Annotated in this window: 25 protein-coding genes; 8 read left to right on the forward strand and 17 right to left on the reverse strand. The window is 73.2% G+C overall.

The features are described from left to right. Positions 1-126 precede the first annotated feature (126 nt). The 7 genes from tuf to ACSMHG_RS07880 form a co-directional block, all read right to left on the reverse strand. On the reverse strand, positions 127-1,320 hold the full coding sequence (tuf, locus tag ACSMHG_RS07850) for an elongation factor Tu (RefSeq protein ID WP_435743410.1): 1,194 nt from the start codon (positions 1,318-1,320) through the stop codon (positions 127-129). A gap of 96 nt (positions 1,321-1,416) precedes the next feature. Further along, entirely contained in the window at positions 1,417-3,477 is a 2,061-nt protein-coding gene (fusA, locus tag ACSMHG_RS07855) for an elongation factor G (protein WP_435743459.1), read from the reverse strand. A gap of 128 nt (positions 3,478-3,605) precedes the next feature. Then, positions 3,606-4,076, reverse strand: a complete 471-nt coding sequence (gene rpsG, locus ACSMHG_RS07860; protein WP_300952935.1) for a 30S ribosomal protein S7 — start codon at positions 4,074-4,076, stop codon at positions 3,606-3,608. Position 4,077: 1 nt separating this feature from the next. Then, complete coding sequence (gene rpsL, locus ACSMHG_RS07865; RefSeq protein ID WP_011757353.1) at positions 4,078-4,452, reverse strand: 30S ribosomal protein S12; 375 nt, start codon at positions 4,450-4,452, stop codon at positions 4,078-4,080. Positions 4,453-4,643: 191 nt separating this feature from the next. After that, complete coding sequence (locus ACSMHG_RS07870; RefSeq protein WP_435743413.1) at positions 4,644-5,948, reverse strand: MFS transporter; 1,305 nt, start codon at positions 5,946-5,948, stop codon at positions 4,644-4,646. Beyond that, entirely contained in the window at positions 5,945-6,391 is a 447-nt protein-coding gene (locus ACSMHG_RS07875; protein WP_435743415.1) for a MarR family winged helix-turn-helix transcriptional regulator, read from the reverse strand. Before ACSMHG_RS07875 ends, ACSMHG_RS07870 begins: the two co-directional genes overlap by 4 nt. Positions 6,392-6,493: 102 nt before the next feature. Continuing rightward, positions 6,494-7,921, reverse strand: coding sequence for an NCS2 family permease (locus ACSMHG_RS07880; RefSeq protein ID WP_435743417.1), 1,428 nt, complete (start codon positions 7,919-7,921; stop codon positions 6,494-6,496). A gap of 49 nt (positions 7,922-7,970) precedes the next feature. Between ACSMHG_RS07880 and ACSMHG_RS07885 the strand changes: the two genes are divergently transcribed. After that, entirely contained in the window at positions 7,971-8,288 is a 318-nt protein-coding gene (locus ACSMHG_RS07885; protein ID WP_435743419.1) for a DUF2530 domain-containing protein, read from the forward strand. Next, positions 8,281-8,892, forward strand: a complete 612-nt coding sequence (locus ACSMHG_RS07890; RefSeq protein ID WP_435743421.1) for a class I SAM-dependent methyltransferase — start codon at positions 8,281-8,283, stop codon at positions 8,890-8,892. The genes ACSMHG_RS07885 and ACSMHG_RS07890 overlap by 8 nt, the downstream gene beginning before the upstream one ends. Before the next feature lie 34 nt (positions 8,893-8,926). Here the strand turns inward: ACSMHG_RS07890 and ACSMHG_RS07895 are convergent, their stop codons facing one another. Continuing rightward, positions 8,927-9,700, reverse strand: a complete 774-nt coding sequence (locus ACSMHG_RS07895) for a DUF3027 domain-containing protein (protein WP_435743423.1) — start codon at positions 9,698-9,700, stop codon at positions 8,927-8,929. A gap of 97 nt (positions 9,701-9,797) precedes the next feature. On the opposite strand from ACSMHG_RS07895, the gene ACSMHG_RS07900 reads away from it, so the two are divergent. Further along, a complete protein-coding gene (locus ACSMHG_RS07900; protein ID WP_435743425.1) occupies positions 9,798-11,375 on the forward strand; it encodes an MFS transporter in 1,578 nt (525 codons plus the stop codon). A gap of 22 nt (positions 11,376-11,397) precedes the next feature. Here ACSMHG_RS07900 and ACSMHG_RS07905 read toward each other — a convergent pair whose 3' ends face one another. The 7 genes from ACSMHG_RS07905 to ACSMHG_RS07935 all read right to left on the reverse strand — a co-directional run bounded on the left by ACSMHG_RS07905 (position 11,398) and on the right by ACSMHG_RS07935 (position 16,716). Continuing rightward, positions 11,398-11,793: a cold-shock protein gene (locus ACSMHG_RS07905; RefSeq protein ID WP_435743427.1), complete on the reverse strand. Its 396-nt coding sequence runs from the start codon at positions 11,791-11,793 to the stop codon at positions 11,398-11,400. 148 nt (positions 11,794-11,941) lie between these two features. Beyond that, positions 11,942-12,571, reverse strand: a complete 630-nt coding sequence (locus ACSMHG_RS07910; RefSeq protein WP_435743429.1) for an HAD family hydrolase — start codon at positions 12,569-12,571, stop codon at positions 11,942-11,944. A gap of 59 nt (positions 12,572-12,630) precedes the next feature. After that, entirely contained in the window at positions 12,631-13,047 is a 417-nt protein-coding gene (locus tag ACSMHG_RS07915) for an SRPBCC family protein (protein WP_435743431.1), read from the reverse strand. Between the two features lie 24 nt (positions 13,048-13,071). Beyond that, entirely contained in the window at positions 13,072-13,731 is a 660-nt protein-coding gene (locus tag ACSMHG_RS07920) for a histone deacetylase (RefSeq protein WP_435743433.1), read from the reverse strand. A gap of 2 nt (positions 13,732-13,733) precedes the next feature. Then, complete coding sequence (locus ACSMHG_RS07925) at positions 13,734-14,798, reverse strand: RDD family protein (protein WP_435743435.1); 1,065 nt, start codon at positions 14,796-14,798, stop codon at positions 13,734-13,736. Then, positions 14,798-15,898 carry an FHA domain-containing protein gene (locus tag ACSMHG_RS07930; protein ID WP_435743437.1) on the reverse strand — a complete coding sequence of 367 codons (1,101 nt, stop codon included), beginning with the start codon at positions 15,896-15,898 and terminating at the stop codon, positions 14,798-14,800. The genes ACSMHG_RS07925 and ACSMHG_RS07930 overlap by 1 nt, the downstream gene beginning before the upstream one ends. Then, positions 15,895-16,716, reverse strand: a complete 822-nt coding sequence (locus ACSMHG_RS07935) for a PP2C family protein-serine/threonine phosphatase (RefSeq protein WP_435743439.1) — start codon at positions 16,714-16,716, stop codon at positions 15,895-15,897. Before ACSMHG_RS07935 ends, ACSMHG_RS07930 begins: the two co-directional genes overlap by 4 nt. 24 nt (positions 16,717-16,740) lie before the next feature. Between ACSMHG_RS07935 and ACSMHG_RS07940 the strand changes: the two genes are divergently transcribed. From ACSMHG_RS07940 to serA, 4 genes are all read left to right on the forward strand, one after another. After that, entirely contained in the window at positions 16,741-18,999 is a 2,259-nt protein-coding gene (locus ACSMHG_RS07940; RefSeq protein ID WP_435743441.1) for a helicase-associated domain-containing protein, read from the forward strand. Between the two features lie 9 nt (positions 19,000-19,008). Beyond that, the gene (locus tag ACSMHG_RS07945) at positions 19,009-19,533 is read left to right on the forward strand and encodes a CGNR zinc finger domain-containing protein (RefSeq protein ID WP_435743443.1); all 525 of its coding nucleotides are present in this window, start codon (positions 19,009-19,011) and stop codon (positions 19,531-19,533) included. After that, the gene (locus ACSMHG_RS07950) at positions 19,530-21,188 is read left to right on the forward strand and encodes a DNA repair helicase XPB (protein WP_435743445.1); all 1,659 of its coding nucleotides are present in this window, start codon (positions 19,530-19,532) and stop codon (positions 21,186-21,188) included. The genes ACSMHG_RS07945 and ACSMHG_RS07950 overlap by 4 nt, the downstream gene beginning before the upstream one ends. A gap of 298 nt (positions 21,189-21,486) precedes the next feature. Continuing rightward, positions 21,487-22,686: a phosphoglycerate dehydrogenase gene (serA, locus tag ACSMHG_RS07955; RefSeq protein ID WP_435743447.1), complete on the forward strand. Its 1,200-nt coding sequence runs from the start codon at positions 21,487-21,489 to the stop codon at positions 22,684-22,686. On the opposite strand, the gene ACSMHG_RS07960 is transcribed toward serA, so the two are convergent. Continuing rightward, on the reverse strand, positions 22,667-23,383 hold the full coding sequence (locus ACSMHG_RS07960; protein ID WP_435743449.1) for a hypothetical protein: 717 nt from the start codon (positions 23,381-23,383) through the stop codon (positions 22,667-22,669). The two genes, serA and ACSMHG_RS07960, sit on opposite strands and share 20 nt — an antisense overlap. Positions 23,384-23,501: 118 nt before the next feature. Continuing rightward, the gene (locus ACSMHG_RS07965) at positions 23,502-24,029 is read right to left on the reverse strand and encodes a hypothetical protein (RefSeq protein WP_435743451.1); all 528 of its coding nucleotides are present in this window, start codon (positions 24,027-24,029) and stop codon (positions 23,502-23,504) included. A 2-nt stretch (positions 24,030-24,031) separates the two neighbouring features. Here ACSMHG_RS07965 and ACSMHG_RS07970 point away from each other — a divergent pair. Next, the coding region (locus tag ACSMHG_RS07970) for a hypothetical protein (protein WP_435743453.1) at positions 24,032-24,255 on the forward strand (224 nt) is incomplete at its 3' end.

A 24,255-nucleotide genomic window follows, 5' to 3' on the forward strand; every position in this document is an offset into this window, starting at 1 on the left:
GGGGCCGATCTGGGTGTATCACAGGCGCTGGTCTCGACACGCGGACCGCGACTTCGCAGGCTCAGTCGCGCCGCTTGCTCGACCTGGCACCGGTCCCCGCCTTCGCAGGCTCAGGCGGGGCGGTGCTCACTTGGTGATCTTGGTGACCCGGCCGGCGCCGACGGTGCGGCCACCCTCACGGATCGCGAACCGCAGGCCCTCGTCCATCGCGATGGGCTGGATGAGCTCGACCGACATCTCGGTGTTGTCACCCGGCATGACCATCTCGGTGCCCTCGGGGAGGGTCACGACGCCGGTCACGTCCGTCGTGCGGAAGTAGAACTGCGGGCGGTAGTTGTTGAAGAACGGCGTGTGACGGCCGCCCTCCTCCTTCGAGAGGATGTAGACCGAGGCCTCGAAGTTGGTGTGCGGGGTCGTGGTGCCCGGCTTGATGACGACCATGCCGCGCTCGACGTCCTCGCGCTTGGTGCCACGGAGGAGCAGACCGACGTTCTCACCGGCCTGGCCCTCGTCGAGCAGCTTGCGGAACATCTCGACGCCGGTGACCGTGGACTTCATCGAGCCCTCGCGGATGCCGACGATCTCGACCTCCTCGTTCACCTTGACGATGCCGCGCTCGATACGACCGGTGATCACGGTGCCGCGACCGGTGATCGTGAAGACGTCCTCGACGGGCATGAGGAACGGCTTGTCGGTCTCCCGCTCGGGGGTCGGGATGTAGTCGTCGACCGCCTGCATGAGCTCGGCGATCGAGTCCCCCCACTTGGCGTCGCCCTGCAGCGCCGGGAAGGCCGCCACGCGCACGACGGGGATGTCGTCGCCCGGGAACTCGTACTCGGAGAGGAGCTCGCGCACCTCCATCTCGACGAGCTCGATGAGCTCCTCGTCGTCGACCATGTCGCACTTGTTGAGCGCGACGACCAGGGCCGGCACGCCGACCTGGCGCGCGAGCAGCACGTGCTCGCGGGTCTGCGGCATCGGGCCGTCGGTGGCGGCGACCACGAGGATCGCGCCGTCCATCTGGGCCGCACCGGTGATCATGTTCTTGATGTAGTCAGCGTGACCCGGGCAGTCGACGTGCGCGTAGTGGCGCGCCTCGGTCTGGTACTCGACGTGCGCGATCGAGATCGTGATGCCGCGCTGGCGCTCCTCGGGAGCCTTGTCGATGTCCTCGAACGCCGAGGCGGCGTTGAGGTCCGGGTGCTTGTCGTGCAGGACCTTGGTGATCGCCGCGGTCAGCGTGGTCTTGCCGTGGTCGATGTGACCGATCGTGCCGATGTTGACGTGCGGCTTGGTCCGCTCGAACTTCGCCTTAGCCACGGTGGGCTCCTCCTGGTGTGGTTGGTACCTGACTCGTACTAGCTGGGTGGTGCCGAGGGTCCAGTCCCCCAGAGCTTCCTGGCGGACCGGCGAGGATCACTCGCCGCGGACCTTCTTGATGATCTCGTCGGCGATGTTCGAAGGAACCTCGGCGTACGAGTCGAACTCCATCGAGTACGACGCCTGGCCGGAGGTCTTGGACCTCAGGTCGCCAACGTACCCGAACATCTCGGACAGCGGCACGAGGGCGTTGACGACGATGTCGCCGTGACGCTCCTCCTGCGCACGGATCTGGCCGCGCCGGCTGTTGATGTCGCCGATGACCGTGCCGAGGAAGTTCTCGGGCGTGGTCACCTCGACGGCGAACATCGGCTCCAGCAGGACCGGCTTCGCCTGGCGGGCGGCCTCCTTGAAGGCCTGGTTGCCGGCGATCTTGAACGCGAGCTCGGAGGAGTCGACGTCGTGGTAGGCGCCGTCCTCGAGCGTGAACTTGACGTCGACCATCGGGAAGCCGGCGAGGATGCCGAACTCCATGGCCTCCTGGCCACCCTGGTCGACCGAGGGGATGTACTCCTTCGGCACGCGACCGCCGGTGACGCTGTTGACGAACTCGTAGCCCGCACCGGTGCCCGTCTCGGGGTCGATGTTGGGGCCGAGCGAGACGACGACCTTCGCGAACTGGCCGGACCCACCGGTCTGCTTCTTGTGGGTGTAGCTGTGGCCCTTGACCTCCTTGCGGAGGGTCTCGCGGTAGGCGACCTGCGGCTTGCCGACGGTGGCCTCGACGCGGAACTCGCGCTTCATCCGGTCGACGAGGATCTCCAGGTGGAGCTCGCCCATGCCGGCGATGATCGTCTGGCCGGTCTCCTCGTCGGTCTTGACGGTGAAGGTCGGGTCCTCGTCGGAGAGGCGCTGGATCGCCAGACCCAGCTTCTCCTGGTCGGACTTGGTCTTCGGCTCGATGGCGACCTCGATCACCGGCGCGGGGAAGGTCATCGACTCCAGCACCACCTGGTTCTGCGGGTCGCAGAGGGTGTGGCCGGTCTTGGTGTCCTTCAGGCCCATGACGGCGACGATCTGGCCGGCGCCGACCGAGGCGATCTCCTCACGCTTGTTCGCGTGCATCTGGTAGACCTTGCCGATCCGCTCCTTCTTGCCGTTCACCGAGTTGACCACGGTGGAGCCGGCCTCGAGCTTGCCCGAGTAGACGCGGACGTAGATCAGCTTGCCGAGGTGCGGGTCGGAGGCGATCTTGTAGGCGAGGCCGGAGAACGGCTCGCTGTCGGCGGGCTTCCGCGCGATCTCGGTCTCCTCGTCGCCCGGCTTGTGGCCGATGATGGCGTCGATGTCGAGCGGCGACGGCAGGTACTTGACGACCGCGTCGAGCAGGGGCTGGACGCCCTTGTTCTTGAACGCGGTGCCGCACAGGACCGGGTTGACCTTGTCGGCGAGGGTGGCGCGACGGATCGCGGCCTCCAGCTCCTCGACCGAGAGGTCCTCGCCCTCGAGGTACTTCTCCATGATGGCGTCGTCGGCCTCGGAGAGGGTCTCGAGGAACTTCTCGCGGTACTCGGCGGCCTGCTCGGCCATCTCCGCGGGGATCTCCTCGATCTCGTAGTCCTCGCCCATCTTGGTCTCGCCGCGCCAGGTGAGGGCACGCATGCCGACCAGGTCGACGACGCCGAGGAAGTCGCTCTCGGCACCGATGGGGAGCTGCAGGACCAGCGGGGTGGAGTTGAGGCGCTCGACCATCATGTCGACGCAGCGGAAGAAGTCCGCGCCGGTGCGGTCGAGCTTGTTGACGAAGCACATGCGGGGGACGGAGTACTTGTTGGCCTGGCGCCACACCGTCATCGTCTGCGGCTCGACGCCGGCGACACCGTCGAAGACCGCCACTGCGCCGTCGAGGACGCGCAGCGAGCGCTCGACCTCGGCCGTGAAGTCCACGTGGCCGGGGGTGTCGATGATGTTGATCTGGTGGTCCTTCCACCAGCAGGTCGTCGCGGCGGACGTGATCGTGATGCCGCGCTCCTGCTCCTGCTCCATCCAGTCCATCGTGGCGCCGCCGTCGTGGACCTCACCGATCTTGTAGGTGATGCCGGTGTAGAACAGGATGCGCTCGGTGGTGGTGGTCTTGCCGGCGTCGATGTGCGCCATGATGCCGATGTTGCGGACCTTGTTGAGGTCCGTGGTGATGTCGACTGCCACGATTCGTCAGCGTCCCTTGAGAGAAGTCGGAGTGTTCCGGTGGTGAGCGGGGCACCCGGTCGGGCGCCCCGCTGCGGTCACCAGCGGTAGTGGGCGAAGGCCTTGTTGGACTCGGCCATCTTGTGGGTGTCCTCGCGCTTCTTCACCGCGGCACCGAGGCCGTTCGAGGCGTCGAGGATCTCGTTCATCAGGCGCTCGGACATCGTCTTCTCACGACGGTCCTGCGCGTAGCCGACGAGCCAGCGCAGCGCGAGCGTCGTGCCGCGCGTGCCCTTGACCTCGATCGGGACCTGGTAGGTCGCACCGCCGACGCGGCGGGACTTGACCTCGATGGCCGGCTTGACGTTGTCCATCGCGCGCTTCAGCGTCACGACGGGGTCGGTGCCGGTCTTCTCGCGGCAGCCCTCGAGCGCGGAGTAGACGATGCGCTGGGCGACCTGCTTCTTGCCGTCCTGCAGCACCTTGGAGACGAGCTGGGAGACCAGCTGCGACCCGTAGACCGGGTCGACGTCGATCGGCCGCTTCGGGGCCGGACCCTTGCGCGGCATGTCAGCTCTTCTCCTTCTTCGCGCCGTAACGGCTGCGAGCCTGCTTGCGGTTCTTCACGCCCTGGGTGTCGAGCGTGCCGCGGATGATCTTGTACCGGACACCGGGGAGGTCCTTCACCCGGCCGCCGCGGACGAGCACGATCGAGTGCTCCTGGAGGTTGTGGCCCACGCCCGGGATGTACGCCGTGACCTCGACGCCGCTGGACAGGCGCACACGGGCGACCTTGCGGAGGGCGGAGTTCGGCTTCTTCGGGGTGGTGGTGTAGACGCGGGTGCAGACACCGCGGCGCTGCGGCGATCCCTTGAGGGCAGGTGTCTTGTTCTTCGACACCTTGTCCTGGCGGCCCTTGCGGACCAGCTGCTGAATGGTGGGCACCGGGTGGTTCCCCTTCTTGTTCGGCTCTCAGTGCGCGGCACGGTGCTGCGCACGATGTGTGCGGTGTCGGGTGGTGCTCTCAACCGGCGTTGCTCGCCCCCGAGGTCGGGCGTGTCGCCCGGCGCACGGCACTGCCGCCGAGGCGGAAGTGGAGGCTTGCGTGCCGAAGGCCGGCGATCCGTTCCCGCCGACTACTTCTGAGCACGCGCAACGGCCTGGTTGTCCCAGACACGAGGACCGAGGCTACCCGCCGCCCCCACAGGGGTCAAAACGCGCGAGCGGCCCTCCGGGCGGGTCAAGAACCAGGCCACCGCGAGGCCGACCCCGACCAGGGTCATCAGCCCTCCCCCGACCAGTGTCCACCGGGCCCCGAAGGTCTCACCGACCCACCCCACGACGGGCGCCCCCACCGGTGTGCCGCCCATGAAGATCATCAGGTACAGCGCCATCACCCGGCCCCGCAGCGCGGGAGCGGTCGACACCTGCATCAGCGTGTTCGCCGCGGTGATCATCGTGAGCGCGGAGAGCCCGAGCGCCGGCATCCACAGCGCGAAGACGGCGTACGACGGCAGCAGCCCGGCCACGACCTCGGTGGCACCGAAGACGACCGCCGCGCCGACGACCAGCCGCAGCCGCACCACCGGGCGGCGGGCGGCCAGGAGCGCGCCGGACAGCGAGCCGACCGCCATGAACGTGCCGAGCAGGCCGTACTCGGTGGCGCCCTTGTGGAACACGTCGGTCGCCATCAGCGCGGAGGTCATCTGGAAGTTGAGCCCGAAGGTCCCGACGACGAAGACGATCATCAGCACCAGCATCAGGTCGGGCCGGCCGCGCACGTAGCGCACGCCCTCCCGCACCATCCCCGGGGTGCGGCCGATCGGGTCGACGTGGGCGAGGGTCGCCGGGTCCATGCGACGCAGGGCGAGCACCGGCGCGAGGTAGGTCACCGCGTTGACCAGGATCACCCAGCCGGTCGCCTGCGCGCCTCCCCCGAGGACGCCGATGAGCACGCCCGCGAGCGCCGGGCCGACGATGCGGGCGGCGTTGAACGAGGCCGAGTTCAGCCCCACGGCGTTGGTCAGGTCGTCGGCCGAGACGATCTCGCTCACGAACGACTGCCGCGCGGGTGCGTCGAAGGCGGTGCCGACGCCGAACAGCAGGGCCAGCACGTAGACGTGCCAGACCTCGGCGACGCCGGTGACCGCCAGCACGCCCAGCACCAGGGCCGGCACCGCCATCAGCACCTGGGTCACCTGCAGGAGCTGACGCTTGGGGAAGCGGTCGGCGACGACACCGGCGAAGGGCGAGAGGAGCAGGGCGGGCAGGAACTGCAGGCCGGTGGTGATGCCGACGGCGGTGCCGCCGTTCACGGCCAGCTGCAGCACCAGCCAGTCCTGGGCGACGCGCTGCATCCAGGTGCCGGTGTTCGAGACGACGGCGCCGACGGCGTACCGGCGGTAGTTGGGGTTGGCGAGGGAGCGGAACGTGGGGCTCAAGCGGTGGCCAGTCTCTCCAGGATCGGGGCGGCCCGGCGCAGGGCCGCGCGTTCGTCGGGGCTCAGCTCGCGCAGGCGCTGCGCGAGCCACTCGTCGCGGCGGCGACGGTCGGCGACGACGGTCGCGCGGCCCTCGTCGGAGAGCGCGACGACGACCTGCCGGCCGTCGCTCTCGTGCGGTCGTCGGGTGATCCAGCCCCCGCGTTCGAGGGCGTTGACGGTGCGGGTCATGCTCGGGGGCTGCACGCGCTCGCACGCGGCGAGCTCGCCGACGGTGAGCTCGCCGTGGCGGAACAGGCAGCCGAGCACGGACATCGCGTTCATCGACAGCTCGTTGTGGGGATCGCGCTCGTTGGCCAGCCGGCGACGCAGGCGCATCACGGACAGGCGGAGCTCCGACGCCAGCCCGGCGTCGGTGCGGCAGATCTTCTCCACGGTCGGCATGTCGTGAGCATAACTTATTAGCCTTGCTAAGTATTCCGACGAGCGGAGGCCCTCCCCCGCTCGGGGAGGGCCTCCGCTCGTCGGTGTCGCCGCCGTCGTGGGTCAGGTGAGCCAGTCGGTAATGGGGTCGATCGCGAAGTAGACGACGAAGAGCAGCGCCACCACCCACATCAAGGGGTGGACCAGCCGCGCCTTGCCGAGCACCAGCTTGACGAGGACGAAGGCCAGGAACCCCGCCCCGATGCCGACGGTGATCGAGTAGGTGAACGGCATCAGGACGATGGTGAGGAACGCGGGGATGGCGATCTCGAGGTCCGACCAGGAGATGTCCGCCACCTGCTGCATCATCAGGAAGCCCACGAGCACCAGGGCGGGGACGGCCGCCTCCGAGGGGATCGCGCGGACCACCGGCGTGAAGAGCGTCGCCAGCAGGAAGAGCAGGCCGGTAACGATCGAGGAGAGGCCGGTGCGGGCGCCCTCGCCGACGCCGGAGGCCGACTCGATGTAGGAGGTGTTGGACGAGACACCGGCCGCGCCACCGGCGATCGCGGCGACCGAGTCGACCACGAGGATCCGCTGGGTGTGCGGCGGGACGCCCTCGGCGTCGTTGAGCCCGGCCTCGGCGCCGATCGCGGTCATCGTGCCCATGGTGTCGAAGAAGTCGGCGAGCATCAGGGAGAAGACGAGCAGCAGCGCGGCGACCACGCCGACCGAGGAGAAGGCCCCGAAGAGCGAGAACTGACCCAGCGTGCCGAAGTCCGGCAGGTCGACGAAGCCGTCGAAGCTCGGCACCGTCAGCGCCCAACCACCGGCGTTCTCGTTGGCCGGGCCGAGGTCGAGCAGCGCCTCCAGCACGACCGCGACGACGGTCGCGGCGACGATCGAGATGAGGATGGCGCCCTTGACGTGGCGCACCCAGAGCGCGACCAGGAGGAGCAGGCCTCCGGCGAAGACGAGGACCGGCCACCCCTCCAGCTGGCCGCCCGAGCCGAGCTGGACCGGGACCGTCGTCTGCGCGGCGTCCGGGATCCGGGTCACGAAACCCGCGTCGACGAAGCCGATGAGCGCGATGAACAGGCCGATCCCGACCGAGATGGCGACCTTCAGCTGCGTCGGCACCGCGTGGAAGACGGCCCGCCGGAAGCCGGTCAGCACCAGGACCAGGATCACGATGCCCTCGAGCACCACGAGGCCCATGGCGTCGGCCCAGGTCGACTGGGTGGCGATGGCGAAGGCGACGAAGGCGTTGAGCCCCAGGCCGGCGGCGAGGGCCAACGGGAAGTTCGCGACCGAGCCCATGAGGATGGTCAGGACGCCGGCGACGAGGGCCGTGCCGGCCGCGATGGCCGGCAGGTTCGGGTCGGCGCCGCCGCCGAGGTAGTTGCCCTCGGAGTCCGGGACGTAGCCCAGGATCAGCGGGTTCAGGACGATGATGTAGGCCATCGTCAGGAACGTGACGAAGCCGCCACGGATTTCCTGGCCGACGGTCGAGCCGCGTTCGCGGATGCGGAAGTAGGAGTCGATGCTCACGGGCGGTCAGCATGGCAGAGCCGGCGACCGTGCCGAGTACCGTGTCCACGTGGAGCTCCGCGACGACCAGCCGACGCAGCACGAGTTCGGGAACCGGACCTACCTGGTCGCGGACGTCGAGCCGCTCGACGTCGACGGCGTGCGCACGGTCGAGGTCGGGGTGGCGCTGTGGCTGGTCGGGTTCCTCGCGCTGCTGCCGTTCTACGGCCGGCTGGCGGACGAGGGTCGCGACTGGTGGCTGTGGACCTGCCTCGCCGGGTTCGGGCTCGGCCTCTTCGGCGTGGAGTACTGCCGGCGCCGGCGCCGGGCCCGCGAGCGCCGCGAGGAGGAGGCGGACGCATTCCCGGACGGGCTCCCGCGTGGCTGACCCCGCTCCCCCGCCGACCCGTTGGGAGCTCGCCGGGCCCGCCCGCGGCGGCTACGCCGAGACCTTCGCGCGCCTGGTCGCCACGGGGGCCGACGTGGACGGCGAGGCCCGGCTGGCCGACGCCCTGCTGCCGCGTGGGGCGCGGGTCCTCGACGTCGGCTCCGGCATGGGCCGGGTCGCAGCCGCGCTGGCGGCCCGCGGGCACGAGGTGGTGGCCGTCGAGCCCGACGGCGAGCTGGTCGCGCAGTCGCGCCGTACCTATCCGGACCTCGAGGTGGTCGAGGCCGACGTGCTGTCGGTCTCCCCCGCCACGGTCGGCGTCGTCGACCTGGTGGTCTGCGTCGGCAACGTGCTGGTGTTCCTCGCGGAGGGCACCGAGCGACGCGTGCTCGCGCACCTGCGGTCGTTCCTGGCACCGGGCGGGCGGGTCCTGGCCGGCTTCCACCTCACGGGCGGGCCCGCAGCGGCGCGCCGCTACACCCCCGAGGACTTCGTCGCGGACGCGACCGCGGCGGGGCTCCGGGTGGACCTGCGCGCGGGCAGCTACGAGCTGCACCCCGCGAACGACGACTACGCCGTCTGGCTGCTCTCCGTGGCCGGCTGACCGGAGGACTCCCGGCGCGTCGGCACCAGGCCGCTCAGAGCGGCTCGAGGTCCTCGGTGAGGGTGTCGACCACCGGCTCGGGCAGCGGCACCGGCTCGTGCTTCTTGGCCAGCCGGACCTCCGAGTGGGCGCCGCAGCCGTGGTCGAAGGAGACGACCCGGCCGTCGTCGTTGGCGTCGCCGTTGGCGCAGACCCCGAACATCTCCGACAGCGGCCCGCTCAGGCGTACCAGGAAGCCGCAGGTGGAGCAGAGGTCCGGCGCCGCCTGGGCGATCGGCGCGGACGGTCCGTGGTCGCTGTCGTACCAGCGCTCCGCCGCCTGGTCGCGCCCCTCGAGCGAGAGGGTGCGGACCCGGCCGAGCCCCAGCTCCTTGGCGACCTGACGCACCTGCGCGCGGTCGTCGGCGTCGAGCGGGTCGTCGCCGTACGCGTAGGTCGGGACCAGACGCGGGTCCTCGTCGGCGACCGGGAGCAGGTCACCGGGCGAGAGGTCGCCCGGCTGGATCCGCTCGCGGTAGGGCACCCACTCGGGCGCGACGATGGCGTCCTCGCCGGGGACCAGCACGACCTCGTCGACGGTCACCGACTTCTGGCGGGGCGCACGGGCGACCGTCACCGACCAGCGCCAGCCGCGGTACCCGGCCCGCTCGCACGCGAAGTGGTGGGTGACGACGCGCTCCCCCTCGACGACGTGGCCGAGGTGCTCGCCGACGTCCGCCCCGTCGACCTCCTGGAGCAGGGCGTCCCGGGCGACGTCGACGGCCGCGACGGTGGCGGAGTCGGGCTTCGGGCGGGCGAGGGTCGTCACGGGTCAAGTGTGACCGATCGCCGAACCCGGTGTCAGCCGGGGTCGGATGTCGGCGGGGCGCTGCCGGCGCCTCGGCGCGCACGGCAGGATGGTGCCCATGACGTCGGACCGGCCGCAGCCCGAGCCCGAGCAGCCCGGCGGACGCGCCCGTGCACTCGGCCGGGGTGTCGGCACGGGCGCCCGCGCGACGGCTCGCAGCGTCGCGGCCGCCGGCCGCGCCACCGGGCGCGCCGGCCGGTTCCTGGGCCGGCAGGCCACCCGGGCGGCGAACGCGGAGGGAGCCGGGGAGTCCGGGCTCAACCGCCTCATCCACATGCACTTCTTCAACACCGCCGGCGACGCAGCCGTCGCGATCTCGCTGGCCGGCTCGCTGTTCTTCCAGGTTCCCTCCGGCGAGGCGCGCGGCCAGGTGGCGCTCTTCCTCGGCCTGACGATGCTGCCGTTCGCGATCGTGGCCCCGCTCATCGGCCCGTTCCTCGACCGGTTCGCGCACGGTCGGCGCTGGGCGATCGGCGCGACGATGGCGCTGCGCGCGTTCCTCTGCTGGGCGCTGGCGACCTCGGTGACCGGCGACTCGCCGTGGCTGTTCGCCGCAGCGCTGGGCGTCCTGGTCTCCTCCAAGGCGTACGGCGTCACGCGCGCGGCCGCGGTGCCCCGCCTGCTGCCCGACGGCTTCACGCTGGTGAAGGCCAACGGCCGGGTCAGCCTCTCCGGCATCGTCGGCGTCGTCGTGTCGGCACCGCTGGCCGGGCTGGCCTCCCTGGCCGGGCCGCAGTGGAGCCTGCGCTACGCGTTCGCGCTCTTCGTCGTCGCGACCGTCTGCGCCATCCGGCTGCCCGAGGCGGTGGACTCCAGCGCCGGCGAGGGCGACCTCGTCCTGCGCGGGTCGTCGGACTCGGCCTCACGCCGGGGGCGCACCCGCACCCGCATCCCGGCGGCCGTCGCGTTCGCGCTCCGGGCCAACTGCGGGCCCCGGTTCCTCTCCGGCTTCCTGCTGATGTTCATGGCGTTCCTGCTCCGGGAGAACCCACCGCCCACGTCGCTCTCGGCCGAGGTGATGGTCGGCCTCGTGGTCGGCGCCGCCGGCGCCGGCAACGCGCTCGGCGTGGCGGCCGCCTCCCTGCTGCGCCGGATCAACCCCGCGGTCACCGTGGTGCTGGCCCTGGTCGCCGACCTCGCCGCGATCCTGGTCGCCACCTTCTTCTACGGCGTGCTGCCGCTGGCCCTGCTGGGCCTGACCGCCGGCCTGGCCCAGTCGCTGGCGAAGTTCTGCCTCGACTCCACGATCCAGCGCGACGTGCCGTCCCGGGTGCAGGCCAGCGCGTTCGCCCGCAGCGACACCACGCTGCAGCTGGCGTGGGTCATCGGCGGCTTCGTCGGCATCGCGCTGCCGCTGGAGCCCGCCCGGCTGGGCCTCGGCGTGGGCGTGGCGGTGCTCGGCGCCTGGACCGCCTACGTGCTCCTGGGGCGACGGTCCGCCGCGGCCCGGGCCGGCCGCACCGCGCGGCCGCAGGACGACGTGCCGCCGGACGCGGGGGCGCCGGCCGGCCCCTCGCAGTCGTCCCGGGAGGGCTCGCCGCACGGGGAGGGGTCCACCCCGCCCGGCACCCCGGTGTCCTCGCCCGACGTACCGGACACGCAGCCGATGCCACGGCGACCGCGCACGGACCACTGAGCCCCCGGCGCGGCTCCTCGACTCAGAGCTCGAGCTCGTCGGCGAGCGCGCGCAGCAGCTTGGCGGTGGGCTTCGCCGTGCGGGCGTCGGGGTGACGTCCGTGGCGGTAGCCCTCACCGATGTCGTCGAGCAGCCGGATCAGGTCCTCGACGATCGGCGCCATCTCGTCCGGCTTCTTGCGGCGCGCCGCCTGCTGGCTGCGGGTGACGGAGGGCGCCTTGTCGAGGATGCGCACCTGCAGCGCCTGGTCACCGCGCCGGCCCTGGGCGATGCCGAACTCGACCCGGGTGCCCGGCTTCACCGTCGCGACGCCCTCCGGGAGTGCGTCGGCGTGGACGTAGACGTCGGGCCCGTCCTCCTGGGACAGGAAGCCGAAGCCCTTGCCAGCGTCGAACCACTTCACCTTGCCAGTGGGCACCGTCTGACCTCTTCTGATCCGTCTCGTCCGCGGCGACCTGCCGGGCGACGGCACAGCCTACGAGGGTGGCCAAGGAGGGGTCCATCGGGTTGCCGCGGCCGTGCAGGGGTGCCACCTCGACCATGCAGGGCTGCCACCTCGTCGAGGGTCAGGGGCCGGCGAGGTGGTCGTCGAGCCAGGCGGGGAAGTCGGTGAGCGAGTCGAGCACGACGTCAGTGCCGGCGGCGAGGAGCTCCTCACGCGTGCAGCCGCCGGTGAGCACCGAGACGCTGAGGGCGTCGGCGGCCCGGGCCCCCTCGACGTCGTGGACGTGGTCGCCCACGTAGATCGACGCGCCCTCGCGGCGCAGCGCGGCGGCCTTCCCGACGCCCCAGACCCAGCCCTCGAGGACGTCGACCTCCAGCCCGAGGTGGTCGAGGTGGAGCCGGGCGTTGGCCGGGAACTTCCCCGTGACGACGACCGTGCGCCCACCGTGGCGACGTACGGCGGCCAGGGCCTCCTGCGCGCCGGCCAGCAGCGGCACCGACGCGATGGCGTGGTCGGGGTAGAGGGCGCGGAACCGGTCGCCGGCGGCCGGGATGGCGTCGGCGGCCAGGTACGGCTCGAGCAGGAGGTCGAGCGGCGGGCCGAGCCGGGCGGTCATCTCCGCCACGGGGAAGTCGACGCCGAGCTCGGCGCCGAGCGCCTCGAGGACCGAGCCGAAGCCGGGGGCGGTGTCGATCAGCGTCATGTCGAGGTCGAACCCCACCGCCAGCGGGGTGGATCGGTCGTCGCGCACGGCGTCAGCGTAGGCGGGCCCCGGGGCGCCGGCGAAACGGTCGGTCCGAGCCCTGTCGCTCAGGCCGGCGCGGACCGCTCGGCCAGCCCCGCCAGCCGGGCCAGCGCGACCGGTGCGTCCCGGGTCACCATCGGTCCCACGTCCCCCGCACCCGGCCCGTCGATGGTGGTGGCGACGGTGACGAGCGAGCCGTCGCCGTCGGCGCGCACCACGTGGTCGATGCGGATCACCAGGTCACCCATGGTGAGGCGGTCCAGGTAGCGGGCACCGGGCTCGACGACCTCGAGCAGCACCGGCGCGTCGATCCCACCGGCGAGCGTGACCAGGCCGGCGGCACCGGCCACGAAGTCGCCGTCCAGCGCGACCGCCTCCACCGCCGGGTCCCAGTCGGGCCAGGTGGCGGTGTCGCTCCACAACGCCCAGACCGCGGCGGGCGGGGCCGGGGTGCGGACCGACTCCTCGTGCTCGAAGCTCATGGCCGCACCGTAGGGGCGCACGGATCAGCGGGCGAGCGTCAGTCCCGGCTGCAGCGAGCAGAGGTACGCCGCGACCTCGGCGTCGTCCCACGGTCGCGACTCGCGGAGCCCGGCGGCCATCACGGCGAGGTAGGCGTCCGACGGCCGGGTGTGCTCGACGTGGTCGGCACCGTGCGGCGCGGTGAAGGTGAGCAGCGGGTGCCGATCGACCCGGCCCACCTCGACGAGCGTCTCGTAGTGGCCCGGCCCGACGTGGTGCCGGCCGCCCTCGAGCGGGTCGAGGACCAGCTCCTCGATCGGGTCGCCCTCGGCCGGGACGCGGAACATCTCCTGTGCCGCGATGTCGGCGAACTGCGCGGCGGTCACGAGGTACGCGCGGGCGGCGGTGCGCCCCGGTGTCGCGTGGTCGTAGAACGCGACGCCGCCGCCCCACTGCGCGGACCGCCCGGCGAAGTACGTCGTCCCGGGCAGGTCCACCGCCCGGCTGCGCAGCGGCGGCGACTGGTCCCGTGCGCCGGGGTTGTGCCGGCTGCCGCCCGGCGGGCAACCGCCCTCCAGGTAGCAGGACAGCCGGTCGAGCGACATGTTGGAGCCGTAGGAGACGTACCAGACCAGCGGGTCCTCGGCCGAGTGCTGGGTCGAGCGCTGGGCCGAGCGCTGGGTCGAGCGCTTGCGGGTGCGCACGCTCAGCCCTCCCGGGTGACCGCCAGCTCGCGGTCGCCCAGCCGGACCCGGTCGCCGTCGACCAGGGTCACCGGCCGGCCGGCGCTCAGCGGCCGCGGCGTCCCCTGCCGCAGCAGGACCGATCCGTTCGTCGAGCCGCGGTCCATGACGACGAGGACACCGTCGGGCGCGACCTGCAGCTGGGCATGGGTCTTCGACAAGGACATGTCGTCCGACCGTAGCGCGAGCAGGTGGCGCACCGGTTCACCCTCCCTCGCCTCGGGGCGTCGGCCCAGGAGCGCGAGGCCCTCGACGAGGAGGCTCTCGCCGGTGTCCACGCTGATCCGCCAGCGCGCGGGGGCCGCGCCCGAGCCCCGCACCACGGTCCGGTCCGCGGCCGGGCGGGGTGCCGGGGGCGTCACCGGCGCGGCGGGTGGAGGCGGCTCGGCGGCGACGGGCGGCCGGGGCGGTGCAGGCGGCTCCGGTGCCACCTCCCGCGGCGCGGCCGGCAGGGACGGTGGGGCGGGCAGGGACGGCTGGGCCGGGGTGGGGAGCAACCGGAGCGCGGTGAGGTTGACGACCTGGCGCGGTGCGCTGGCGACCTCCTCGACGACGACGGGTGCGGGCCGGACGTCGACCACGACCGCGTGGGTCAGCACGTCGTGGGCGCCCCGGCGGCGACCGCCGCGGTCGGCGACGGCCGTCCACGCCAGGGTGGCCAGGCCCAGCCCGAACGTCGGCACCGTCGCCAGCCCGAGCAGCACCACCCGCAGCAGCGCCGCGGGCACCCCGATCGGGTCGCCGGTCCCCGCGTGGACCACCCTGAGCCCGGTCGCCGCCTTGCCCGGCGAGGTCCCGCGGAGCCCGAGCAGCAGCGCGTGGACGAGCACGACGAGGAGGACCGCGCCGGCCACGATCCCGACGGCGGCGCCCAGGGCGGCACCGTCGCGGACCAGCCACCAGGCCAGCCCGGCCGCGACGGCGTAGACCCCCCAGCCGACGAGCCGGTCGAGCAGGAACGCGTGGAGCCTCCGGTCGAGCCCCGCCGCGGGGAAGGCGGTCGCCGGGGCCTCGGCAGCCACGGCCATCAGGGCTTGAGCACCTGGATGGTGAGGCCGTCTCCGAGGTCCACCACGGCGCCGGGGACCAGCTGCGCCGCGACCCCGGGCCGAAGCTCCTCGGGGCCCAGGCCGGGCTGCACCAGGACCGTGCCGTTGGTGGAACCGAGGTCGGTCACCACCGCGAGGCCGTGGTCGGCGCCGGACCCGGGTCTGATCTCGAGGTGGGTGGAGGAGATCTCCTGGTGCGGGCTCGGCACGGTCACCAGGCGCGGCTGCGCACCCGAGGTGAACCGGCGGGCCTCGGGCGCGCGGCCGACGAGGACCACCCGGTCGACGTCCACCGTCTCTCCGTGCGACATCACGAGCCGGGCGACCGGATGTGCGGTGACCTCGGGCGCCGGCGGCTGGCCGGGGATGCCGGGCAGTCGCGGCTCGAGCGGGAGGGCGGCGATCTCGCCCGTCCGGGTCTCGTCGGGCTCGCTGGTCGCCAGCGGGGCAGCCGGCGGCGCGGACGCGAGGGACGGCAGGCGGGAGGACGCCGACCGCGAGCGCTCAGCGGCGCCGCCCAGGTCGGTCAGCTCGGTCTCCGCCTCCGGCTCGTGCGGCGGCTCGGGGATGCCCGGGACGCCTGGGACGCCTGGGACGCCTGGGACACCGGCCACCGGGGACGACTCCGCGGTGGCGGGTGCCGGCTCCTCCAGCCGGGCCAGGCGCACCAGCCCGTCGGCCACGACCAGGTCGGGGCCGGCGACCCGCTCGTCGAGGACGACCGACAGGGCGACCACGTGCACCCACGAGCGCTCCACCCACGTGGTGGCCGAGGCCCCGTCGACCGCCACCGTCTCGCCGTCGGCGGCGACGGTGGCCCGCACCCGCCCCCGCAGCACCAGGCGGACCGACCCGTCGTCGGCGGTGGTGGCGAGCAGGAACGCCGGCAGCCCGCGCAGCCCGCCGGCGACCAGCGCGTCGAGGACCTCGTCGGGCTCGGCGCCGCCGTCGACCAGCTCCCACAGCGCCGGCACGCGGGCCCGCTCCGACGGTGGGAGGAGGAGCGTGGTGCCCCGGCCGAGCACGGCGAACCAGTCGCCCGGACGGTAGGCCCGGGTCACGGCAGCGGCGCCGGTCACGGCAGGGCCCCGAGCTTCTGCTCCAGGCTCACCCGCTGCGCGGCGGCGTCGTACGACGCCTCGCCGGCCAGCCCGACGACGTCGACGACGACGACGGTCGCGTTGTCGCGGCCGCCGGCCGCCAGCGCCGCGGCGACCAGCTGGTCGGCGGCGTCGCGGGGGTCGTCGGCCCGGCCGAGCACCGCGGCCATCTCCTCGTCGGAGATCATCCCGCTGATGCCGTCGGAGCACAGGACCAGCCGCTCGGCCGAGGGCAGGGGCAGGAGGAAGTAGTCGGCCTCCGCCGGCTCCGAGCCGCTCAGGGCCCGGGTGATCACGTGCCGCTCCGGGTGGACCGCCGCGTCCTCGGCGGTGATGGCCCCGGCGTCCACGAGCTCCTGCACGAGGCTGTGGTCGACGCTGACCTGCTCCAGCCGGCCACCGGCGAACCGGTAGACCCGGGAGTCGCCGAGGTTGGCCAGCAGCCACTTCGGCTCGCCGGCGTCCTCGACCAGCAGGGCCACGACGGCGGTGGTGCCGGCCTGCGGGCCGGTGGCGCCGCGGGCGCGCTGCGCCGCGCCGTACTCCGCGATCCGCTGGCCGCAGCGGGCGAGGGTGGCGGCGATCGCCTCGGCCCCGCGGTGGGGGTCGTAGCCGTCGTCGGCGAGCCGGGCGAACTCCTCCACGACGATCGCGCTGGCGACGTCGCCGCCCTGGTGCCCGCCCATGCCGTCGGCGACGACGAAGACCGGCGGGGCGGCGAGGAAGGAGTCCTCGTTGACCTCGCGCACCAGGCCCACGTCGGTGGCGGTCCCGTGGTGGAGCTCGACGGCTCTCACGGGCGCCTCGCTAGCGTTGGGGGGATGTCCGGACACCGCTCGCTCGCCGACCAGCTGCGCAGCTGGCCCGACGCACGGCTGTCCCGGCTGCTGCACGAGCGTCCCGATCTCGCCACTCCCGCCCCTCATGACTCCGGCCAGCTGGCGTCCCGCGCGGCCACTCGATCGTCCCTGATGCGTGCCCTCGACGGCCTCAGCCGGCTCGAGCTCTGCGTCCTTGATGCCCTGGTCGTCGCCGGCCAAACCACGGCCGACGAGCTGGTGACACTGGTGCACGCAGACCCGAAAGGTAGCGCCTCCGCGCTCGACCGGCTGCTCGACCTCGCCCTGGCGTGGGAGTCCACCGGTGGGCTACGCGCCCTCACCGGGGTCGCCGATGCGATGGCCGGCGTGCGCGGCGGCGGCAGCAGCGGCCTCCACCCGCGGTCCCCCGACGCCCCGCCGACGGCCGAGGTGGAGCGCCGCCTCGCCGAGCTCTCGCCTGCGGCGCGGACCCTGCTCGAGCACGTCGCCGAGCAGGGGGGCGAGGCCACCACCGGGACCTCCCGCCACCACGTGACCGTCGCCGACGCCGCGACGCCAGCGGAGGAGCTGCTCGCCCGCCGGCTCCTCGTGCCGCGCGGCGGCGGCACGGTCGTGCTGCCGGGCGAGGTGGGGCTGGCGCTGCGCGGCGGCCGCACCACCCGGGAGCCGGTCGACGTGGTTCCCGAGGTCGTGACCTCCGAGCGCTCGGCGTCGCTCGTCGACCGCGCGGCGGCCGGCGCGGCGTTCGAGGCGGTACGCCGGGTCGAGCTCCTCCTCGACCAGTGGGGCACCTCCCCGCCCACCGCTCTGCGCAGCGGCGGGCTGGCCGTGCGCGACCTCAAGGCGACCGCCGGCCTGCTGCACGTCGACGAGCCGACCGCGGCCCTCCTCGTGGAGACGGCGCACGCGGCCGGCCTCCTGGCCACCACCGCCGACCGCGACGGAAACCCCGCCTGGGTGCCGACCGACCTCTTCGACACCTGGGCCGGGCAGGACCTCGCCGACCGGTGGACCGTCCTCGCCCGGGCGTGGCTCGACACCCCCCGGCTGCCCGGGCTGGTCGGCAGCCGGGACCCGCAGGGCAAGACGTGGAACGCCCTCCAGCCCGAGCTCGCCGCCGCGACCGCGGCGGAGGCCCGGCGGATGACCCTAGAGGTGCTCGCCGACCTGCCCGAGGGGCAGGTGCTGGCGGCCGGCACCGGTCCGCCCTCGGTCGTGGCGCGGGTGGCGTGGCTGCGACCCCGCCGGCCCCGCTCCCGGGCCGACCAGGTCGCCTGGGCCCTCGACGAGGCGGGAGCGCTGGGCGTGACCGGGCTGGGTGGCCTGGCCTCGCACGCCCGCGAGCTGCTCGCCGACGACGACCCCTCCGCCGCGCTGGCCGCCCTGCTGCCGGAGCCGGTCGACCACGTGCTGCTCCAGGCCGACCTCACCGCGGTCGCGCCGGGACCGCTGGAGTCGGCGCTGGCCCGCCGGCTGCAGCTGGTCGCCGACGTGGAGTCGCGCGGCGGCGCGACGGTCTACCGCTTCACGCCCTCCTCGGTCCGGCGGGCGCTCGACTCGGGCTGGACCGCCGTCGAGCTGCACGACTTCGTCGGCTCGCTCTCGCGGACGCCGGTCCCCCAACCGCTGACCTACCTGGTCGACGACACCGCCCGGACGTACGGCGCCGTCCGCGTCGGTGCGGTGGAGGCGTTCCTGCGCTCCGACGACGAGACGGCGCTGACCGAGCTGCTCCACCACCCGCGGGCGAGCGCCCTCGGCCTGCGGCGGCTCGCCCCGACGGTGCTGGTCTCCACCACGCCGCTCGACCTGCTCCTCCCCCGGCTGCGCGAGCTCGGCAGCGCACCCGTCGTCGAGGCCCCCGACGGCACCGTCCACGTCGCGCGGCCGGACGTGCTGCGCGCCCGCACGCCCAAGGCCCGCCGGGTGCCCGCCCACGCTGCCGCGCGCCGTACCGCGACGGCCTCGGCGGTCGTCACGGCGATCCGCTCCGGTGACCGGGCGGCCGGCGCACGCCCGGCGGCGGACGCGCCGTTGAGCCCCAGCGGGTCGCTGGCAGCGCTGCGCGACGCGGTCGAGGCGCGCACGCCCGTGCTCATCTCCTACGTCGACAACCACGGCGCCTCCAGCGAGCGGATCGTCGACCCGCTCTCCGTCGAGGGCGGCCGGCTGACCGCCCACGACCACCGCGCCGACGATGTGCGCACCTACGCGGTGCACCGGATCACGTCGGTCCGGCCGGTGGATGCGGCTCCGTAGACTCGACAGGTGGACTTCCTCCGGTACGCCGACCAGTCGGCCGCGCTGCTCAACGCGGACCTGGGCGACGTCGCAGGGCTCGTGTCCCACCTCGCCGCGCGGCCGTGGCTACAGCCGCAGTGCACCGACCGCGACTGCATGCTGCTGCGGAAGTTCCAGCGCGAGCTGCGCCCGGTCTTCGAGGCCTCGGCGTCCGGCGACAGCGCCGCGGTGGTCGACGGCCTCAACGAGCTGATGGGTCGCCACCCGGTCACCCCGCAGATCACCGACCACGACGGCCACCTGCACGTCCACGTCGCCAGCCGGGTTCAGTCGGTCGCCGAGCTCCTCGTCGGCGAGTCGTTGCTCGGGCTGGCGACCCTGGTCTGCGACCACGGCCCGACCCGGCTCGGCGTGTGCGCCGCAGCGCCCTGCCGCCGCGTCTACGTCGACACCTCCCCCAACACCTCGCGCCGCTACTGCTCGGACCGCTGCTCCTCGCGGGCCAACGTGGCGGCGTACCGAGCACGACGGAAGGCCACCTCCTCCCCATGAACGACGGACCGCTCATCGTCCAGTCCGACAAGACGCTCCTGCTCGAGATCGACCACGAGCGCGCGCCCGAGTGCCGCAAGGCCATCGCGCCGTTCGCGGAGCTGGAGCGCTCGCCCGAGCACGTCCACACCTACCGGCTGACGCCGCTCGGGCTGTGGAACGCCCGCGCCGCCGGCCACGACGCCGAGCAGGTGGTCGACACGCTGCTGGAGTACAGCCGCTACGCCGTGCCGCACGCGCTGCTGGTCGACGTCGCCGAGACCATGGCCCGCTACGGCCGGCTACGCCTGGAGAAGCACCCCACCCACGGGCTGGTCCTGGCCAGCAACGACCTGCCGGTCTTCGAGGAGGTGCTGCGCGCCAAGAAGATCCAGGGCATGCTCGGCGCCCGGCTGGACCCGCTGCCGGACAGCGTCGGCACCGTCGTCGTCCACGCCTCCGAGCGGGGCAACCTCAAGCAGGCGCTGCTGAAGCTCGGCTGGCCGGCGGAGGACTTCGCCGGGTACGTCGACGGCGAGGCGCACCCGATCGAGCTCGACGAGAGCGGCTGGTCGCTGCGCGACTACCAGCGCGACGCCGCGGAGTCGTTCTGGCACGGCGGCTCCGGGGTCGTCGTGCTGCCCTGCGGGGCCGGCAAGACGCTGGTGGGCGCCTCGGCCATGGCCCACGCGAAGGCGACCACGCTGATCCTGGTCACCAACACGGTGAGCGCGCGGCAGTGGAAGGACGAGCTGGTGCGGCGCACGTCGCTGACCGAGGACGAGATCGGCGAGTACTCCGGGTCGGTCAAGGAGGTCCGGCCGGTCACCATCGCGACGTACCAGGTGCTGACCACGAAGCGGAAGGGCGTCTACCCGCACCTGGAGCTCCTCGACGCCCGCGACTGGGGCCTCATCGTCTACGACGAGGTGCACCTGCTGCCGGCGCCGATCTTCCGGATGACCGCCAACCTCCAGGCCCGGCGCCGGATCGGGCTGACCGCGACCCTGGTGCGCGAGGACGGCCGGGAGGGCGACGTCTTCTCCCTCATCGGGCCGAAGCGGTACGACGCACCCTGGAAGGACATCGAGGCGCAGGGCTGGATCGCACCGGCGGACTGCGTCGAGGTCCGGGTCACCCTGCCGACCGACGAGCGGCTGGTCTACGCCACGGCCGAGCCCGAGGAGCGCTACCGGCTGGCCTCGTGCACGGCCGAGAAGACCCGGGTCGTCCGCGACCTGGTGACCGCCCACCCGGGCCAGCCGACCCTGGTGATCGGCCAGTACATCGAGCAGCTCGACGAGCTGGCCGCCGCCCTCGACGCACCCGTCATCAAGGGCGACACACCGGTGCGTGAGCGGCAGCGGCTCTTCGACGCCTTCCGCTCCGGCGAGGTCGGGCTGCTGGTGGTCTCGAAGGTGGCCAACTTCTCCATCGACCTGCCCTCGGCCGAGGTCGCCGTCCAGGTCTCCGGCTCCTTCGGCTCCCGGCAGGAGGAGGCCCAGCGGCTCGGCCGGCTGCTGCGCCCGAAGACCGAGGGGCGGAGCGCCCACTTCTACACGATCGTCTCCCGGGACACCGTCGACGCCGACTTCGCCGCGAACCGGCAGCGGTTCCTCGCCGAGCAGGGGTACGCCTACCGGATCGTGGACGCGGAGGACCTCCAGGGGCGGTAGCCGCCTGACGCTCCTCGGGTGTTGCGACAGCAGGGAGGCGTCAACATCCCAGGTGAACTTGGGATCCTGACGCTTCCCGGGTGTTGCAACAACAGCGAGGCGTCAACATCCCAGGTGTACTTGGGATCCTGACGCTTCCCGGGTGTTGCAACAACAGCGAGGCGTCAGCATCCCAGGTGAACTTGGGATCCTGACGCTTCCCCGCCGTTCCTCACCGTGCACCAGGGACGGCGCGCGAACCGTCTCACCGCTCCGCGGCGGTTCGGTGACGACGGCCCGGGCGTCCTAGGGTTGGGCCGTGAAGGCACTGCTGCTCGAGAACATCCACGAGGTCGCCGTCGAGTCCCTCGAGGCCAAGGGCTACGAGGTCGAGCTGCTCTCCCGCTCGCTCGCCGAGGACGAGCTGGTCGAGGCGCTCGCGGGGGTCGACCTGGTCGGCATCCGCTCGAACACGAAGGTCACCCGGCGGGCGCTGGAGGCAGCGCCGGGCCTCAAGGCGATCGGCTGCTTCTGCATCGGCACCAACCAGGTCGACCTGGCGGCCGCCTCGGAGCTCGGGGTGGCGGTGTTCAACGCGCCGTACTCCAACACGCGCAGCGTCGTGGAGCTGGTGATCGGCGAGATCATCGCGCTCGCGCGGCGGCTGCCGGAGAAGATCGAGAAGATGCACGCCGGCGTCTGGGACAAGTCCGCCAAGGGCAGCCACGAGGTCCGCGGCCGCACCCTCGGCATCGTCGGCTACGGCAACATCGGCACCCAGCTGTCCACGGTGGCCGAGGCGCTCGGCATGCGGGTGGTCTTCTTCGACACCGCCGACCGGCCCGCGCACGGCAACGCCCGGCGGATGCGCACGCTCGAGGAGCTTCTCGAGATCAGCGACGTGGTGAGCCTGCACATCGACGGGCGCCCGGGGAACGCCGGCCTCTTCGGCGCCGAGCAGTTCTCCAGGATGAAGCGCCGGGCGATGTTCATCAACGCCGCCCGCGGCATGGTCGTCGACACCGAGGCGCTGCGCGACCACATCCTGTCCGGGCACATCGCCGGCGCCGCCCTCGACGTCTTCCCCGTCGAGCCGAAGGCCCAGGGCGACACCTTCGAGTCGCCGCTGCGCGGCCTCGACAACGTGATCTTGACCCCGCACGTCGGCGGGTCGACCCAGGAGGCACAGGAGGAGATCGGCTGGTTCGTCTCCGGCAAGCTGGCCGCCTTCGACCAGCACGGGAGCACCGCGCTGTCGGTGAACCTGCCCGCCGTCGTGGCGCCGGCGCTGGTCAGCGGCCACCGCCTCGGCTTCCTCCACCGCAACGTGCCCGGGGTGCTGGCCCGCCTCAACGAGCTGCTGGCCGAGCAGGGCGACAACGTCCTCGGTCAGCAGCTGGCGACCCAGGGCGAGCTCGGGTACGTCGTCACCGACGTCGCCGAGCCGGTCTCGCCCGCCTCGCTCGAGCAGCTGGCGGCATCGGAGAACGCTCTCTGGGTCAGGACCTGGGAGGCCTGAGCACGGGGTCGAACAACGCGTCGAGGTCGGCGTCGACCTCGTGCAACGTCACCTCGAAGGTGTGGGACCGGTCCGGGCCCTCGACCGGCGCCAGCGAGACGACCACCGCGGTCTCGACGTCCAGCGCGACGTCGTACGCCGCCGGGTACGTCGTGTCCGCGGGCGGCGACCACGGCCGGCCGCTGGTGGCGTACTCGTCGCGGTCGCTGACCTCCGACCACAGCAGGGGGCAGCAGCCGCACCGTGGGTCGTAGCCCTCCTCGGCCGACACGCGCGCCCACCAGGTCCGGCGCCCCTCGCGCTCACCCGCCCGCAGGTCGGCGACCGTGGTGTGGTGGCTCAGCTCGACGGGGTCGAGCATCGCGCTCCACCGGTAGTTCTCCCAGATGACGTCGCCGTACTCGATCCACCAGTCGTCGGGGCGGCGCGCCACCAGGCCGTCGGCCCGCCACACCGGCTCGACGTCCTGCGGCGAGCGGCGCGGCGGCAGCCCTGCCGGACCGAGCGGCGACTGGCCGTACGGCCAGCCGTGCTCGTGGTGCACGGCACCGTCGGCCGTGCGCACCAGGAGGTCGTGCGGCCGGCGCGCCCAGGCCTCGACAGCCCGGTCCGCGGTCTCGTGCGTGAGGTGCAGGGTCCGCCAGCGCCACGGCGCGCTGCGCGCGAGCGCGCGGAAGGTCTCCTCGGTCAGCTCCACCGCGCCAGTGCACCAGCTCCTGCACGGGCTCGCACCCGGGTTTCGAGCTGCTCAGTCGCCGTCGCCGCCGGCTGCGCGGCAGTCACGATCAGCGGGCCCCGGGGGGCTCGGACGTCGGTCAGGAGGAGCTCGGGCGCGGCACCGGCCCCACGTCGCCGACCCGGCCGGGTCGGACGTCGGCGTGCCGCTGGCCGGGCCCGGGTCCGCTCCGGGCGGCCAAGGCGTCCGCGACGACGCCGGTGGCGGCGGCGTACACCGCCTTGTGCACCAGGTCGACCACCAGCTCGCGACGTGGCCAGGTCTGCGGTGGCGCCCCGACGCCGGTGGCGTTCTCCAGCAGCTGGTCGGTGGTGAGGCGGATGACGCCGAACTTCGCCGACGCCACCGGCCCGCGCAGGCCGGCGTGGGCCATGACGGACCGGACGACGCCCACGAGCGTGGCCTGCCCGTAGTGCATGGCCAGGTTCGTGGCACGTGGCGGCCGACCGCGGTGCTCGCCCACCCCGGCGAGCCGCTCGAGGACCCGGCCGGGCACGTAGGAGTCGGGGCGGCCGGTGAGCCGCTGCTCGAGCTTCTCGCCGACCGTCATCACCGCGACGCCCACCGCGCCAGCCAGCAGTCCCTCGCCCACCACACGTCCGATCATGGGTGCGCGGTACCCCACCGGGTCGGCCGGAGACCCGGCCGCCACGCCGGCGGCCCGGCCGCCACGCCGGCGGCCCGGCCGCCACCAACACCACGTCGTCGTCGTACGTCGCGGCGAGCCGCTCGAGCTCGGCCCGCGCCTGCTCGGCGGTGCCGATCACCCACCGGGCGGCCATCTACTCCACCAGCTCCCGGTGCGCGTCGGGCATCGAGGCCTGCACCTCCTC

Source organism: Nocardioides ureilyticus, assembly GCF_051280745.1.
Taxonomy (GTDB): Bacteria; Actinomycetota; Actinomycetes; order Propionibacteriales; family Nocardioidaceae; genus Nocardioides.